Here is a 14,847-nt window from a genome sequence, read left to right as displayed (position 1 = left end):
AAAGCGTTGCTGTTCAGGCTTTGGGGTTTCTGACGTAGTGCATCACCACCAGGCAGGCGATCAGGATCAGCGGGGCAATCGACAGCATGCCCATGTAGCTGCTACCGGTGAGGTCGTTGATCTTGCCGACCATCACCGGTGCGACGATGCCGCTCAATTGGCCGACCGAGTTGATCGCCGCCGTGCCGGTGGCGATGGCCAGGCCCGAGAAGGTCGACTGCGGGATGGTCCAGAAGATCGGGATGGCGATGAAGGTACCCGCCGTGGCCAGCACCAGCGCGGCCATCATTGCCCAGGACGAGTCCGCGTACAGGCAGGCCAGCAGGTAACCCAGCGCCGACGCCAGCAGGCAGTACACCAGATAACGCTTGCGCTCCCCGGTGCGGTCGGAGCGCCGGGTCAACAGCACCATGCCGATGCAAGCCACTGCGTATGGCAGCGCCGACAACACGCCGACCCAGAGCATGTCCTGCACACCGGACGACTTGATCAGGTGCGGCATCCAGAAGTTCAGGCCGTAGGAAGCGGTTTTCACCACGTAGTAGATGAACGCCATGATCGCCACTTCACGGGTCAGCAGCACCCGCCAGATCGACCCTAGCACCGGCTTCTGCACGCGCCGGTCCTGGGCCAGGTTCTCTGCCAGCAGGTCTTTTTCCTGGCGGCTCAGCCAGCGGGCCGACTCGATATCGCGGTCCAGCTTGCACACCACCAGCACGCCCAGCAGCACACACGGCAACCCCGACATCAGGAACAGCCAATGCCAGCCGGCCAGGCCCAGCACGCCGTCCATGGTCCCCAGCAGGAAGCCCGCCGCCGGCCCGCCCACCGCACCGGCCAGGGGCACGGCGAGGAACCACAGGCCGTTCATCTTCGCCAGGTGTTTCCTGGGGAACCAGCAGGCCAGGTAGAACAGGATCGCCGGGCCGAAACCAGCCTCCATCACCCCGATCAGAAAACGCAGGAAATACAGCGTGTACTGGGTGTAGGCAAACACCAGCGCCGCCGTGGCCAGGCCCCAGGACACCATGATCCGGCAGATCCACGCCGGCGCCCCGTAGCGCTTGAGGCCCAGGCTGCTGGGCACCTCGAACAGCACGTAGCCGATGAAGAACATGCTCGCGGCGAGGCCATAGGCGGCGTCGCTCAGGCCCAGTTCAGCCTGCATCTGGGTCTTGGCGAAGCTGATGTTGATGCGGTCGAAGTAGGAAAACAGAAAGCAGATGATGGCCAGCGGCATGATGCGCCAGGCCACGCGGCGGTACAGCAGCAGTTCATCGATGTGGCTGTCGGCGCGCTCGCGCGCCACTTCGCCGGTCAAGGCAACCATGGTGGATCTCCATTCTTGTAATTATCGGAGAGCGACGGCGCCCGTTGTGGGCACCGCGTGCAACGGGTCAGGCAATGCGCACGAGCTTGTCCTTGAAAGCCTGGCCCTTGCGCACATACCCGGCGGCATTGGCCTGCATGCCGGCAATGGCGTCAGGGCTCAGTTCACGCACCACCTTGGCCGGTGCCCCGAGGATCAGCGAATTGTCGGGGAACACCTTGCCTTCGGTCACGATGGCGCCGGCGCCGACCAGGCAGTTGCGGCCGATCACCGCGCCATTGAGCACCACGGCCTGGATCCCGATCAGCGCGCCATCGCCGATGCTGCAGCCGTGCAGCATGGCCTGGTGGCCGATGGTGACGTTGCGGCCCACGGTCAGGGCGAAGCCCGGGTCGGCATGCAGCACCGCCCCTTCCTGCACATTGCTGTGCTGGCCGATGCGGATCGGTTCGTTGTCACCGCGCAGCACCGCCTGCGGCCACACGCTTGCGCCCTGCTCCAGGGTGACATCGCCGATCACCGTGGCGTCCTCGGCAACGAACGTTTCCGGATGAAGGGTCGGTGTCAGCGTGTCGTATCGGTAGATCGCCATTCAGTGCACTCCCTGGGCCTGGTCGTCGGTTTTCAGCACGCCGGCTGCACACAGCTCGGCGATGTGTTCATCGCTGTAGCCCAGCTCGCGCATGACTTTGTGCGTGTGTTCGCCAATCCGCGGGATCGGCCGGCGCGGCTGCAGGCGCTGGCCGTCCAGGGACAGCGGCAGCAAGGGCATCGGCGTGCTGCTGCCATCTTCCAGCTGCAGGTCCGCCATGCCGCCGCTCTGGGTCAGGTGCGGGTCGTCGAACAGCTCTTCCGGGCGGCGGATCGGCGCAAAAGGAATGCTGTTGGCCTCCAGTTCCACCGCCAATTGCCGGGCATCGCGCGTGGCGAACACCTCAGCCAGGTGCGCCAGCAGCCGCGGCCGCTGCACTACCCGGTCATTGTTGGTCGCCAACGCCGGGTCATCGAGCAAGGCTGTCTGGCCCAGCAGCTGGCACAGGGCCCGCCACTGGCCTTCACCCGTGGCCGCGACGAACATCTGCTCGCCGCCGGCGAAGGTGAACACGTCATAGATGGCCCAGGCGCTGATGCGATTGGGCATCGGTGCCGCCGCCTGGCCGGTCACCACGTACTGCTGCATGTGCTGGGCCGCGAGCAGTACGCAGTTCTCGTACAGCGCGCTCTGCACCTCCCGACCGACGCCCGTGGTATTGCGCTCGTTGAGCGCGGCCAGCACGCCGATGGCGCCGAACATGCCGCCCATGATGTCGTTCACCGAACTGCCGGCGCGCAGCGGGCGGCCCACCGGCCCGGTCATGTAGGCCAGGCCGGCCATCATCTGCACCACTTCGTCCAGGGCCAGGCGGTTGTCGTACGGGCCGCTGAGGAAGCCCTTGTGCGAGGCATAGATCAGCCGCGGGTTGCGCTGGCGCAGCGTGGCCTGGTCGAAGCCCAGCGTACGCATGCGCCCGGGCTTGAAGTTCTCGATGAACACGTCGGCGCTGTCGATCAGCGCCAGCACCGCCTCACGGCCCTGGGGCGTGTCGAGGTCGACGGCGATGCACTGCTTGTTGCGGTTGAAGGTGCGGAAGAACCCCGCTCCCGCCCCGAGCAAGCGGCGTGTGCCGTCACCACGGGTGGGCTCGATCTTGATCACTTCGGCACCCAGGTCGCCAAGGATCATGCCGCAGGTCGGGCCCATGACCATGTGCGAAATTTCGACGACACGAATGCCGTCCAAGGGGAGTCTGGACATTACGCGTTTCCTGGGTAGTTGAGCGGCAGGCCGGCACGGGCGATGGCGCCGTAGAGTGGTTCATCGGGCAAGGCCTCGTGTAGCTGCTGGCGCGTGGCGATCAGCGCCGGCAGGTCGATGCCGGTGTCGAAGCCCATGCTTTGCAGCATGAACACCAGGTCTTCGGTCACCGTGTTGCCTGACGCGCCCGGTGCAAACGGGCAACCGCCCAGGCCGGCAAGCGACGCATCCAGCTCGCGAATGCCCTGCTGCACCGCCACCAGGCTGTTGGCCAGGGCCAGGCCACGGGTGTCGTGGAAGTGCGCGGCGCGCAGGCGCTCGCCGGCAATGGCGCGCACGGCCTGGATCACCGTCGCCACCTGCCCGGGGTTGGCATAGCCCGTGGTGTCGCCCAGCGAAACCAGGTCGCAGCCGGCCTCGATCACCTGACGGGTCAGCGCGCAGAGGTCGCCCAGTGGTACCTCACCCTGGCGGGTGCAGCCAAAGGCCACCGACATGCCGGCGATCATCTGCACCTCATGCCGCCCCAGTTCGCTGCGCAGCTGGCACATGCGCCCCAGCTCCTCAACCATCTCCTGCGGCGTGCGGCGCACATTGGCCAGGCTGTGGGCCGTGCTGACCGATACCGGCGCAACAATGCGCTGGGCACCGGATTCCAGTGCATCCTGCGCACCGCGCAGATTGGGTGCCAGCACCGTTACCAGCAAGTCGGGATACGTCAGGGCGTGGGCCACCACCTGCCTGGCATCGGCCATCTGCGGCAGCAGCCGGGCCGGCACGAACGAGGCGACTTCCATGTGGCGCACGCCAGCGGCATAGGCGCTGTCGATCCAGCGCAGCTTGGCGGCGGTCGGCATCACCGTGTGCAGGCTTTGCAGCCCATCACGCATGCCGACTTCATTGATTGTTATTGTTGTCATCGGGGTCTCTCTGTCTGAAGCGTGGAGCCAGACTAAGAGCAGGACGACAGGCAGAAAAGACGTGTTTCACGGGCTGATCCATCGCCAGCCGCGATGGATCAATCCCGTGTTTGCCAAACCGGTGCCCGCAGCAGCAGGTGGTCAAGCAGGCGGCGTGCAGAAAGGCTCAAGGCATGGCGGTCGCGCATGCAAATGACGAACTCGCCCAGCGCCCAGTCATCGGTCAGCGGGATCACCCGCAGGTCGAACAGCTGCGCATAGCGCGCCACCGCTTCCTGGGGGAACACCGCCAGACCCAGGCCGAACTGCACCAGGCGATAGGCCGCGTCGAACGACGACACGTAGGAACGAAAGCGCAGTTCCTTGCCGGCCGCCTCGGCGCTGTTGCGCATGAAAGCATTGAGCGTGGCGAATGCCGACAAGCCCAGGTGCTCGTAATCCAGCGTCTCTTCGAACGCGATGCTGCCGCACTCGGCCAACGGGTGATCGGCGCCGACCACCACGGCCAGGTGATCCTGCCGGTATGGCACGAACTCCAGGTCGCCAACGGCCATGGACTTTCGGCAGATACCCAGGTCGGCACTGCCCTCTGCTACCCCACGTACCACGTCCGGGCTGAAACGCTCCTCGATATCAGCCTGGATCAGCGGGTTGTCGAGCATGAACGCCGACAGCTCCTCGGGCAGGAACTCCATGATCGACGACACGTTGGCCAGCACCCGCACATGCCCGCGCGCGCCTTCGGCGTACTCGCTCAACTCACTGTCCAGGCGCTCCATGGCGCGGGTCAGGCCGCGCGCATGGCGCAGCAGCGCGAGGCCCGCCGGGGTCGGCTCGACGCCGCGCTTGCTGCGCTTGAGCAGCGCCGTGCCAAACCGCGCTTCGATATCCGAAATCCGCTTGCTGACCGCCGACGGTGCCATGAACGCCCGCTCGCTGGCGCGGGCAATGGTGCCGGCTTCGCAGACCACGATGAACAGGTGCAACGACAGGTGATCGAGGGGTTGCATGGCGGTACCTGATGCTCGAATGGCAGCATCCTAGCACCTGCGTGGCAGGTCACGCCGCTGCATGGGCACTTCAATTCAGAGAGATACCGTCAATACCGATTAGATCGGCCGGCGGAGAGTTTTTTTGACAAACAGTTGCTCCGCGACCAAAGCCGTTTTCAAGGCATGCGTGGTGAGCTCGGCAACCTCTCTTCACGCGATTTTGTATTTTTTACATTCCGAAACATTATCAAATAGATTGAAAGTCTCCAGCCTGCCGTTCCCAGGCTAAGCCCGAGCGGACGCAATCAGAACAATCCTGGCCGTGAAAGAACTAGTTCCTACACAGTAGGCGGCCCTTTCTTACAGCCAACACGGAGTGCGACCGTAAATTTAAAGATAACCCGAAATTTCTGAAAGAATCTTCCTGCAAAGTTGAGGATGGCAACAAGCTGCCGACTTATAAGTCTCAACCGATCAAAACCCCGAGCTATCTTGACTTTGCTCGACAGCTCTTCAACTCTGAAAGTGCTCCGGCATTTCGGAGCAACAACCAAGGAGACTTAAATGGACAATCAATACGGCATCAATCTTATGACGTTGTCACTAGAACCTACCGGCGAAATGGAAGCGGAATTCTTTGGCGGTTCCGGTAGTGCTGGTGGGTGTGGTGGAAGTGGTGGGTGCGGAGGCGGCGGCGGTTGTAACGGTGGCAGCGGTGGCTGCTCCGGAGGCAGCAACTCCATTGACAACAAAGAACACACCCAACAATAACTAGAATGCGGGTGCCATCTTGACGAATGATAAGATGGCACTTGCCCGCAGGACCATATAATGAAAACCTTGAGAGTTTATAACTACGAAATACTCAACTTCGAACAAGAACCCGTCATCTTTACATCAACTGGCTTCACAAAACTGGTTGATCCAAAAATGACCAGCACCCTGGTTCGCCTGGGAAGCATGAACACTCAACATCTCTCCGAGGGCGATCTGGAGTCGCTTCTTCGCTCAGAGGATCTCCAACCGGAGCCTGCAACTGAATTTCTCAAATCCTTATCAGTGCTCGGAGACGAAGTTAGCTTACCCTATTTGAAGAGAGTCGTAATTTTCACCGACATGGTCATTTCTGAGTCTTTAAAAAAATTCCTAGAGGAACAGCGGCGGCAGCGACTGCAGATACTCCCTCTTCCCAATGATTTACCAGCCATTGCCTCAAGCCCTACATTATTTGTATTTGCATGCATGAAATTGCGACCCAACTCAATAAAAAAAATGTACACCACCGTACTCCAACAGAACCCAGGCTCAGCGGCTAGCATTGGATTCGTGAGCGGCAATTACTTCCATCTGACTGAGGCGCATCTACCGGAAATTGGAAATCCCTGTGCATTCTGTACGTTCGATCGAATCTCGCACTATGAAAGATTGAGAAGTAGCCACCATTATTGGAGCCGGATATGGGCATTCTGTAGCGCGCAGAATTTAGACTTACCTTTGACCCCTATAAATGAGTACCAACGCACACTTATTTTTGGAGCCATCGTGGAGTTCGCCGATAAGCTTACGCAAGCTCCAAAACTCAGGAGCACTCAAGACCGAATACTTCTCTCACGAACTGTGAATTTACAGAACGGCTTCCTTACTGAAGACAGCAGTATCCATTGGCCTCTTTGCGAATGCATAGGAGCTGAGCAATGAGCACTTCGCATGATCAATATTTAAAATTTGTCAGCAACGAGCTTATCGATGAGGTGCTAAATTTTCATGCTAAAGGGAATTATGTCATACACCCAGCCACGCAACACTTAAGTACGCTCCATCACGTCCCCGCTGCCGATCTTGCTACGCTCTCAGGCAATGAGCTATCACTACATCCACTGCCATCATGCAGCGACAATCCATCTCTAGCCCCTCAACCGCTACCTCATCACCATCCGCTACGGCGAAATGATTCTTGCAACGACTTCAAAGCCAGTCGAATTAACTTCGAAACAACCAAGGCAATTCTTGCTCCTCTGCTGAGAAAAGACAGCAGTAGCAAACGAGGCTATCCAAGCGGAGGCGCTCTCTATCCAGTTGAAGTATTCTGCGTAAACTTGAACAACCGGGTTGAGGGCTGGCCGAAAGTGCCCAGTGCATTGCACCTCTTAGCAAACTCTAGAACACTTGAAGTCCACAGCCAGACAATTGACGCCCACAAACTTTCCAGCGCCATTATAGGTTCAAGCACACAGATCGGATCGCCTGCGCTCGCACTTGTATATTACATATATTTACCCAAGGCACTTTTTAAGTATAGGCAAAGGGGATACAGACTTGCATTGATGGAGGCCGGATCAATGTACATGCTTACAGATCTTCGCTGTAAAGAACTAGGACTCAACAGCCGTCCTTGGGCTGCGTTCACCGACCATCAAGTCACAAAGCAGCTTAATCTCAACCCCACATTATTCCTGTCCACATGCATTCAACTTATAGGTTGACCCATGAATAACTACAGCGAAATACATAATCCAGGCATTGCGGATTTTGAATTGCTTCGACCGAGTGCGGTGACATATATGCCGCACAGTGCAGAGTTTGGCTCACGGTGGAGCACATACGGGTCGAGCAGTGGATGGACTTCGGAGGTAGCCGCTACCGCCTTGGGGGAGCACCTTGAGCGCAAGCACTTCTACCTTGACATTCCGATTCATGACACTGGCCCAATGGGCAAAACCTTGACACCTGAAGAGTGCGGAGCATTCAGCAAGGCATTTGCTCAGACATCGAGCCAGATCTCAATTGACACTATCGAAAACCATGCCTTTGATCTAACTCGCGCATTTAGAATAACTGACCTCACCCCCTGCAAAATACCAACAGCTTGCATTTCACTTACGCACTCAAAAAACAATATAGACAATGCGATCTACCCTGCAAGAGACACTTGCGGCTGCAGCGTTCACCTCACTCTGGAAGCGGCAATCTTAGGCGCAATGAAGGAGTCTTTCGAGCGGCAGTTCCTGCTTCGCTTCTGGTTAACTAAAACGTACACAGAAAAGATTGAGTACGATCAAGCCTGCGAACTACTGAAACAAAGCCGAAGCCTGCCACTGCTCCAGCAATTGCAATCATCTGGAAATTTGTCAATTCTGGATCTCACTGATAATCGTTTTCCTGGAAGCTGTATTCTCCTTTGCTATGGTAACGCTCAGCAAGGTTACGTGCGCGTCAGGTATTGCGCAGGCATGGCTTATGGGGACACTCGCTGCAGTGCACTGGAAAAATCAATAATTGAATTGTGGCAGACATTTCGATTCATGCAATCTTATAACGAGAAAGAAAAAATCACGGACCCTTACCTTCGACATTTCATGAACTGCAATAAATATGAAACCTTTCAACGCATTATCAATACTCGCCAATCACTGCCCTCTACCCCACCACAGTCCGTCACTGAGCACTTGACAGCCAAGAACCTTATAGATGCTGCAAGAACACATGGCATAAATGGCTATCTGTACTTAAATCACATAACCACCACCCACAAGATGTTGTTTTTCTGCAAGTACATTTCACCTAATTTATTCATGCACATGAACAATGCAAGCGGACTCAACATCAACAACCACTACTCAGCCGCCTTTCTCAAGGAGGTAATCGAATCTCAACTAAATGATATGGTGCCATTTCCATGAATCAATCTGCGCACCCAAAAACTCTAAAAATCAACGCCATACCGGGCATCATGAAACTTTTTCTGATTGAACATCTACGTGAACCCACCACACTGCTGTGGACAGGTATGGCACCCTGCTTGATGTTCATCCTGGTGACAGATCGCACCTCCAACGCCTTTGACCAATCTTATGTAAATGCTGCGGCCTGGTTTTATTCTTACTTATCATCAAGTTTCGCTTTTTTCGGATTCAGCTTTTATCTGGTTGGAAGAAGAGAAAGCGGCTTCGTTCGTTCCTTCATCTATCAGCAAGGTGCTGTCCGCACATTTCTGGTATCGCACACTCTCAGCTACTCACTCCTGAGCCTGATCTATGTGACAGGATTCTATCTTGTAACCAAACCGCTATATGGGAATTACGACTTGATAGAGTACCTGCATCTGGCTGCCTGTTTCTACACAGCCTACTTGGGATTTTGTTGTATAGGCTTGCTCGTGGTGGCGCTCCCCTTGAAATTCAGCACCACAAGCACAGTTTTTTCTCTCCTGTCATTCTGGATGTTGATTTCCGGATACGCCGGCGCCTCTCAGCATGGAAAGCTTGCTTCATCGGTTGCCTATTTCAACCCACTGTCCCTTAGCGTCCAACTTTACGATAGTCGACTACCGCTTTTTATCAGCTTTGCTATTGCACTGACGACCCTGTTGATTGGGCTTACCACTTCTATTAAATATTTTAGAATACAACCTGTCTGGAGCCGGTATTAATTGAAAATCTTAACCCTGACGGACCTCACATTTTCCTACCCCGCGCGCCCATTATTCGAGTCCATCAATCTTCATGTCGCACGAGGCGAGGCGGTCGGATTGCTAGGGATGAATGGTGCAGGCAAAACAACGCTTTTCGACCTGATATGTAAACTCAAAGCACCACAGGAGGGAGGCATTGTCAATCAAGCACAACAGCAGGCTTATCTTACTCAAGTTCTCACGCCGCCTCCTTTGCTGCGGATGCATGAGGTTGGCAAATTGATCAGGCTGTTTAATGCCAGAGCATTTACTCGCGCTGACGAAGCACTTACTCGTTTAGCCAGGTGGTCCGCACCGTTGGCCAAACGATACGCTGATATCGGACAAAAACGGGCGGCGACTTGCAGCTATGGCGAAGTACGCAGTTACTTCACACTGACGCTACTTTTGATGGAGTGCGATCTCATCATCCTTGATGAGCCCACTGCAGGCGTCGACCCTGAATTCAGGCACTTTATCTGGCTGGGCATCCAGCATGCCTGCCGTGAAGGTGCCGCCGTATTGGTATCCTCACATTACACCGAGGAAATTGCTCAACATTGCCATCGTTTTTATATGCTGGCCAACAGAAGAGTTACGGCCTTTGAAAGTGCCCAGCAGTTTCTATCTCATTACGACGCGCACTCGCTTGATGATGCGTTTATTAAAGCGTTTGTTTGATAAGCCAGTCTTCACGCAATCAACCTTACTTTCTCGACACGGTGCTGAGCGCAGCGGTCGCCGCAGGTGCCCGGAGCCCGTATGATGGCCGTCCACATCCGAGGCCAGCCATGTTCGACTGGGAAGACCTGCGTCACTTTTCCGCCTTCATCAGCACCGGCTCACTGTCAGCTGCGGCCAGGCAGCTGGGTGTCGACCACGCCACCGTGGCCCGGCGCATCGCCGCGCTGGAGGCCGCCTTGAGCCTCAAGCTGGTCGACCGCCGCCCCAGGGCCTACGCGCTGACCGAGGAAGGCCGCCGGGTTGGCGATTACGCCGAGCAGATGGCCCAATCGTCGTTCGCCCTGGAGCACTTTGCCAATGCCGGCCAGCAGCAGGTGGAAGGCGAAGTGGTGCTGGCCGCCCCGCCGGCGCTGCTCGGCAGCATCATTGCCCGGCGCCTGGGTGCGCTGATGCAGCGCTACCCGCAACTGCGCCTGAAGCTGGTCGGCAGCAAGTCGCGGGCCTCGCTGGCGCGCCGCGAGGCCGATATCAGCATCACCCTGGCCAGGCCCACAGAGCCGACACTGGTCGCCAGCCTGCTGGGTTACCTGGATTACCGTTTGTACGCCGCGCCCGCCTACCTGCGCAGCGCTGGCACGCCGCGCTACATCGGCTATGACCAATCCCAGGCCAGGTCACCGCAGCAGCAGTGGCTGCTCAGCCAGACCGGCAACCAACCCTTCATGTTGCAGAGCAACGACCTGCGCATCCAGGCCCAGGCGGCCGCAGGTGGAGTTGGCATCGCCTGCCTGCCGGCCTTCATGGCGCAGGAGCATGGCCTGGAGGTTGCCGACGCAGATGAACAGACCATGAGCATCGAGATCTGGCTGGCCGTGCACGAGGATGTGCGCAACACGCCGCGCATCAAGGCTGTCACCGACTTCCTGCAGCAACAGGTCAAGCCGCTGCTGCGCTTGTGAATTTATGCGGATGGCGCCTGCACCGATTCGGAATTTTCGCAGCCATCCATCACCGCTAAGCTTCCCTGCGTCGCACAACCGATTACTGAGGAGCCGCGGATGCAATACGTCAAACTGGGCAACACCGGCCTGGACATCTCGAAACTGTGCCTGGGCTGCATGACCTTCGGCGAGCCGGACGCCGGCACCCACCCATGGACCCTGGGCGAAGCCGACAGCCGCCCGATCATCCGCCACGCTGTCGAGCAAGGCATCAACTTCTTCGACACCGCCAACAGCTACTCGGCCGGTACCTCGGAAATCATCCTCGGCAAGTTGCTAAAGGAATTCACCCGCCGCGACGAGACGGTGATCGCCACCAAGGTGTTCTTCCCCGCCAACATGTGGGAAGGCAGCACCCGCCCCAACGAACAGGGCCTGTCGCGCAAGGCGATCATGGCCAACATCGACGCCAGCCTGGCCCGGCTGGGTACCGATTACGTCGACCTGTACCAGATCCACCGCTGGGACTACCACACGCCCATCGAAGAGACCATGGAAGCCCTGCACGATGTGGTCAAGGCTGGCAAGGCACGGTACATCGGTGCTTCGTCGATGTACGCCTGGCAGTTCGCCAAGGCCCAGCAGGTCGCAGCCAGCCACGGCTGGAGCCGCTTCGTGTCGATGCAGAACTACCTCAACCTGATCTACCGCGAGGAAGAGCGCGAGATGATCCCGCTGTGCCTCGACCAAGGTGTTGGCCTGATGCCCTGGAGCCCGATGGCCCGCGGCCGCCTGACCCGGCCCCATGGGCAGCAGACCGAGCGGACCCGCACGGACATTTCCGGGCAGTCGTTTTACGAGAAGACCGAAGTGGAAGATGGCCGGGTGATCGATGTGGTCGAGCAGATTGCCGGCGAGCGGGGTGTGCCGATGGCGCAGGTGGCGCTGGCCTGGGTGCTGGGCAAGCGCGGGGTGTCGGCGCCGATTGTCGGGGCCTCGAAAGTGGCGCAGCTGGACGATGCGATTGCGGCGTTGGCGTTCCAGCTGAGCGCCGAAGAAATTGCCCGGCTGGAAGCGCCCTATGTGCCGCATGCGGTGACGGGGTTCAAGTAAGCCTTGCAATGGCTTCTACGCGGGTGAACCTGCTCCTGCAGGTTCACCCTAACGCTGAAGATGATTCGGAACCCGTGTGGTTTTATCTGGGAGCCATTTGTCCGTTGGATCACCACGAGCCATAAGGAATCCCGTACCGTTCGATGTACGCCTTGGACTCCGGTTTGAGGGGCAAGGCATATTGGCCGCCGCTTTGGCCCCCGTCCGGGCCGATTTTCACCACCGTGCCCTGCACCCGCGCGACATCGAGCGCGGGCAGGCACGGCCCCATGAGCCAAACCCGGGCCACACCGCCTGGTGCCAGGCCAACACTTAGCATCTTGCGATAGTCCGTGATCCATTTGCCATCTGCTCGGCAGTACGCTTTTTCACCCACGAGCATCACCTTGCGAGTCGCCTCAGAAATCACGATATAGGCCTCATAGGTCTGCGGCTCGGCCAACGACTGCCAGCGGACGTAGAGCAGGCGAGGCAAGTCGGCACCCAACACATGTTTCCCTGCGCCAGCGCCAGGTTCCTGCGGCCAACCGCGTGGGTTGCCTTTGAGCTCCTTGGGGGTATTGATCGCGGCGATCCCGCTCATCGCTCGACGGAACACGCGGTCCTTTACGTCCACGGCATCGGCGGTCTCGATCCACACTTCCATGTAGTTGGGCGCGAATAATCCGAGATACCACGAATCGTAGGGGAAAGGAGGACCGCCAAGGGAGCAGCCGCTCAGGCACAGCATCAGCCCCGAGAGCACCAACGCCTTGAGCCTACTCATTGGGGTGCTCCCGGCGCACCATCCCCTCAGCCGGGCGATTGATGAACAGCACATCCAGCGCACTGTTGTTCCAGCCTTTGGCAGCATTCCAGTTCGCCGAAAGGTGGATGTAGCGGCGCCGAAGCAACGCAGCTTCATTAAACGTCAATGGTGTGTACGCCTCGCGCAGGGCAAAGGCCTGGAGCTTGGCAGCGATGGGTAGCAACTCATCGGGGAGTTCGAAAGCCTGGGTACCGGGGATATCGTTGAATGCCACTCCGGCGCGTACGGCCAATTCACGCATGATGCGCAGGTACACCAACGACAGCTCCCCGCGCACTTCGCGTTCGCCCGTGATGGCGACATACACGCGTTTGTCCGCCACGGTATCCCGGCGCCGCTGCTGGAGCGGTACTGACCAGGTGGCGATGCCCAGACCGGATGGGGGTATATAGTCCAGCCAGTGTTGTAGTTCGCGATGGTAACCCTGCCGGGTTCGCGAAAAGGCGGCACTGCGTTCGTTGGCGAGCATGTCGATTTCAACGCTGCTGTCTGGCTTGGACAACAGCAGCTTCTCGCGCATCAGGGGCAGGTAACCCCCACCGATGTCCGAATGACAGCCTGGCAGCTCGATATCCACTTCGGCCTGGGTCAGGGAGAAGTTGTGCCGGTATTCGTCACGCGCTGTCAGGTGGATGACCTGGCGTGCCATACCTGGCGCAAGGCGCAGGTTGAGCCCGGGGTTGTCGGCATTGTGCGGACTGAAATCACCGTCACCCGGCGAAACGATACCGGCCACGGTGTCGAACAGGCCGATGAAGTTGAGGGCGAAGTCGCTGTGATAACGCCAGGTGAATGTCGCCGTCAATAACGGCGAGCCGGCAGGCAAGGCACGGGCCAACAAGCTGTCCGGCCCCTTGAACAGCTCATTGGCGCAATGCCGCGCTGCCGCCGCCCCTCGGCTGAAACCGAATAGGTCGATTTCAATCCGGCGGATCTTGATCTGAGGGTTTGCTGCAGCAAACCGACGCAACTTAAATATGACCAAGGCCGGGACTTCTTCGACCCGCGCCACCACACCCGTGCTACCCCTCCCGGTGCCCTGGCTGTAAACCGAGTCGGCCAGGCCGCTGCGGGTGCCTATGCCTTCGAGATAGACTCTGAGATATGCCTGCTCCGCCCCTGAGAGCAATTTTTCCTCGCTCTGATCAGGATACAGGTCATGCAGACGCGCCACATTGCTGACGCCATTGCCGTAACTGTTATCCGGTGTGTTGCCTTGTCCGTCATAACCGTAGGTGGCGCAATACTTGAGCACATCCTCGGCGACCGGCTGTTCCATACCCAGGTTGAGTGCATGGCAGCCCTCGGTTGCGATGCTGTTGGCCAGCCCGCTGGAAGAGGAGGAAGAAGAGGAAGAGGTACAGGAGGAGGCAGGTATCGTGTTGCGCCTGGGCCTGTTCTTCGACGGTACCGGCAACAACCTGGCCACGACTGGCAGGGGTGAAGCCTGCCTTGAAGCCGTAGGAAGCGGGCCCATTGCGACGGTATCTGGCGAGGTTGAAGAGGCGGAAGCCCGAGGGCCACTGCGTGCTGGCTGGTAAGTGGCGCTGAACAAGGACGGCAGCAGAGCGGCCCGGCACGGGCAACCGCTGATGCTGTCCTCGGTACCTGCCAACCGGGCCCGGTCGCTTCGCATGGGCGCAATGCCACCGATGATCCTGTAGACCTTGCCGTCTTTGCCGCAGGTAACCCGATCGCCTTCGCGCGCCTGGGGCACGCCAGACATTCTGAATGCACTGCTCCCTTCCAGTACCACACCACCGCAGGAGGTCTTGTCGCCTTCACGAATGAAATAGCCTATTGCCACTGAATTC

General features: G+C 58.5%; 16 protein-coding genes and 1 pseudogene. 9 read left to right on the top strand and 8 right to left on the bottom strand.

The features are described from left to right. Positions 1-13: 13 nt before the first annotated feature. The 5 genes from ACIPZ8_RS26745 to ACIPZ8_RS26725 all read right to left on the bottom strand — a co-directional run bounded on the left by ACIPZ8_RS26745 (position 14) and on the right by ACIPZ8_RS26725 (position 5,055). The gene (locus ACIPZ8_RS26745; protein WP_400729859.1) at positions 14-1,330 is read right to left on the bottom strand and encodes an MFS transporter; all 1,317 of its coding nucleotides are present in this window, start codon (positions 1,328-1,330) and stop codon (positions 14-16) included. Between the two features lie 67 nt (positions 1,331-1,397). After that, complete coding sequence (locus tag ACIPZ8_RS26740) at positions 1,398-1,922, bottom strand: gamma carbonic anhydrase family protein (protein ID WP_400729856.1); 525 nt, start codon at positions 1,920-1,922, stop codon at positions 1,398-1,400. Then, positions 1,923-3,125, bottom strand: coding sequence for a CaiB/BaiF CoA transferase family protein (locus ACIPZ8_RS26735; protein WP_400729853.1), 1,203 nt, complete (start codon positions 3,123-3,125; stop codon positions 1,923-1,925). Next, on the bottom strand, positions 3,125-4,045 hold the full coding sequence (locus ACIPZ8_RS26730) for a hydroxymethylglutaryl-CoA lyase (protein ID WP_400729850.1): 921 nt from the start codon (positions 4,043-4,045) through the stop codon (positions 3,125-3,127). Before ACIPZ8_RS26730 ends, ACIPZ8_RS26735 begins: the two co-directional genes overlap by 1 nt. Before the next feature lie 98 nt (positions 4,046-4,143). Beyond that, positions 4,144-5,055 carry a LysR family transcriptional regulator gene (locus ACIPZ8_RS26725; RefSeq protein ID WP_400729847.1) on the bottom strand — a complete coding sequence of 304 codons (912 nt, stop codon included), beginning with the start codon at positions 5,053-5,055 and terminating at the stop codon, positions 4,144-4,146. Between the two features lie 546 nt (positions 5,056-5,601). Here ACIPZ8_RS26725 and ACIPZ8_RS26720 point away from each other — a divergent pair. From ACIPZ8_RS26720 to ACIPZ8_RS26685, 8 genes are all read left to right on the top strand, one after another. Continuing rightward, entirely contained in the window at positions 5,602-5,808 is a 207-nt protein-coding gene (locus ACIPZ8_RS26720; protein WP_400729844.1) for a hypothetical protein, read from the top strand. Between the two features lie 60 nt (positions 5,809-5,868). Continuing rightward, positions 5,869-6,735, top strand: coding sequence for an McbB family protein (locus tag ACIPZ8_RS26715; protein ID WP_400729841.1), 867 nt, complete (start codon positions 5,869-5,871; stop codon positions 6,733-6,735). After that, positions 6,732-7,520 carry a SagB/ThcOx family dehydrogenase gene (locus ACIPZ8_RS26710; RefSeq protein ID WP_400729838.1) on the top strand — a complete coding sequence of 263 codons (789 nt, stop codon included), beginning with the start codon at positions 6,732-6,734 and terminating at the stop codon, positions 7,518-7,520. The genes ACIPZ8_RS26715 and ACIPZ8_RS26710 overlap by 4 nt, the downstream gene beginning before the upstream one ends. Before the next feature lie 3 nt (positions 7,521-7,523). Next, positions 7,524-8,717 (top strand): YcaO-like family protein, encoded by a 1,194-nt coding sequence (locus ACIPZ8_RS26705; RefSeq protein WP_400729835.1) that lies wholly within the window; start codon positions 7,524-7,526, stop codon positions 8,715-8,717. Next, the gene (locus ACIPZ8_RS26700) at positions 8,714-9,466 is read left to right on the top strand and encodes a hypothetical protein (protein WP_400729832.1); all 753 of its coding nucleotides are present in this window, start codon (positions 8,714-8,716) and stop codon (positions 9,464-9,466) included. The genes ACIPZ8_RS26705 and ACIPZ8_RS26700 overlap by 4 nt, the downstream gene beginning before the upstream one ends. Continuing rightward, positions 9,467-10,168: an ATP-binding cassette domain-containing protein gene (locus ACIPZ8_RS26695; RefSeq protein WP_400729829.1), complete on the top strand. Its 702-nt coding sequence runs from the start codon at positions 9,467-9,469 to the stop codon at positions 10,166-10,168. Positions 10,169-10,278: 110 nt separating this feature from the next. Continuing rightward, entirely contained in the window at positions 10,279-11,130 is an 852-nt protein-coding gene (locus tag ACIPZ8_RS26690; RefSeq protein WP_400729826.1) for a LysR family transcriptional regulator, read from the top strand. Positions 11,131-11,229: 99 nt separating this feature from the next. After that, positions 11,230-12,225, top strand: a complete 996-nt coding sequence (locus ACIPZ8_RS26685) for an aldo/keto reductase (RefSeq protein ID WP_400729823.1) — start codon at positions 11,230-11,232, stop codon at positions 12,223-12,225. Between the two features lie 109 nt (positions 12,226-12,334). On the opposite strand, the gene ACIPZ8_RS26680 is transcribed toward ACIPZ8_RS26685, so the two are convergent. Then, positions 12,335-12,991: a DUF2931 family protein gene (locus ACIPZ8_RS26680; protein WP_400729820.1), complete on the bottom strand. Its 657-nt coding sequence runs from the start codon at positions 12,989-12,991 to the stop codon at positions 12,335-12,337. After that, on the bottom strand, positions 12,984-14,312 hold the full coding sequence (locus ACIPZ8_RS26675) for a type IV secretion protein Rhs (RefSeq protein WP_400729904.1): 1,329 nt from the start codon (positions 14,310-14,312) through the stop codon (positions 12,984-12,986). The genes ACIPZ8_RS26680 and ACIPZ8_RS26675 overlap by 8 nt, the downstream gene beginning before the upstream one ends. Before the next feature lie 34 nt (positions 14,313-14,346). On the opposite strand from ACIPZ8_RS26675, the gene ACIPZ8_RS26670 reads away from it, so the two are divergent. Next, a complete protein-coding gene (locus ACIPZ8_RS26670) occupies positions 14,347-14,574 on the top strand; it encodes a hypothetical protein (RefSeq protein WP_400729902.1) in 228 nt (75 codons plus the stop codon). Between the two features lie 95 nt (positions 14,575-14,669). On the opposite strand, the pseudogene ACIPZ8_RS26665 reads toward ACIPZ8_RS26670, so the two are convergent. Continuing rightward, a pseudogene (locus ACIPZ8_RS26665) lies at positions 14,670-14,840 on the bottom strand (PAAR domain-containing protein); the annotation flags it as partial. Positions 14,841-14,847: the final 7 nt, after the last annotated feature.

The organism is Pseudomonas sp. NPDC089422, assembly GCF_044749405.1.
Taxonomy (GTDB): domain Bacteria; phylum Pseudomonadota; class Gammaproteobacteria; order Pseudomonadales; family Pseudomonadaceae; genus Aquipseudomonas.
Note: the sequence above shows the minus strand (reverse complement) of the source record. Positions and strands in the feature narration are given on the sequence as shown.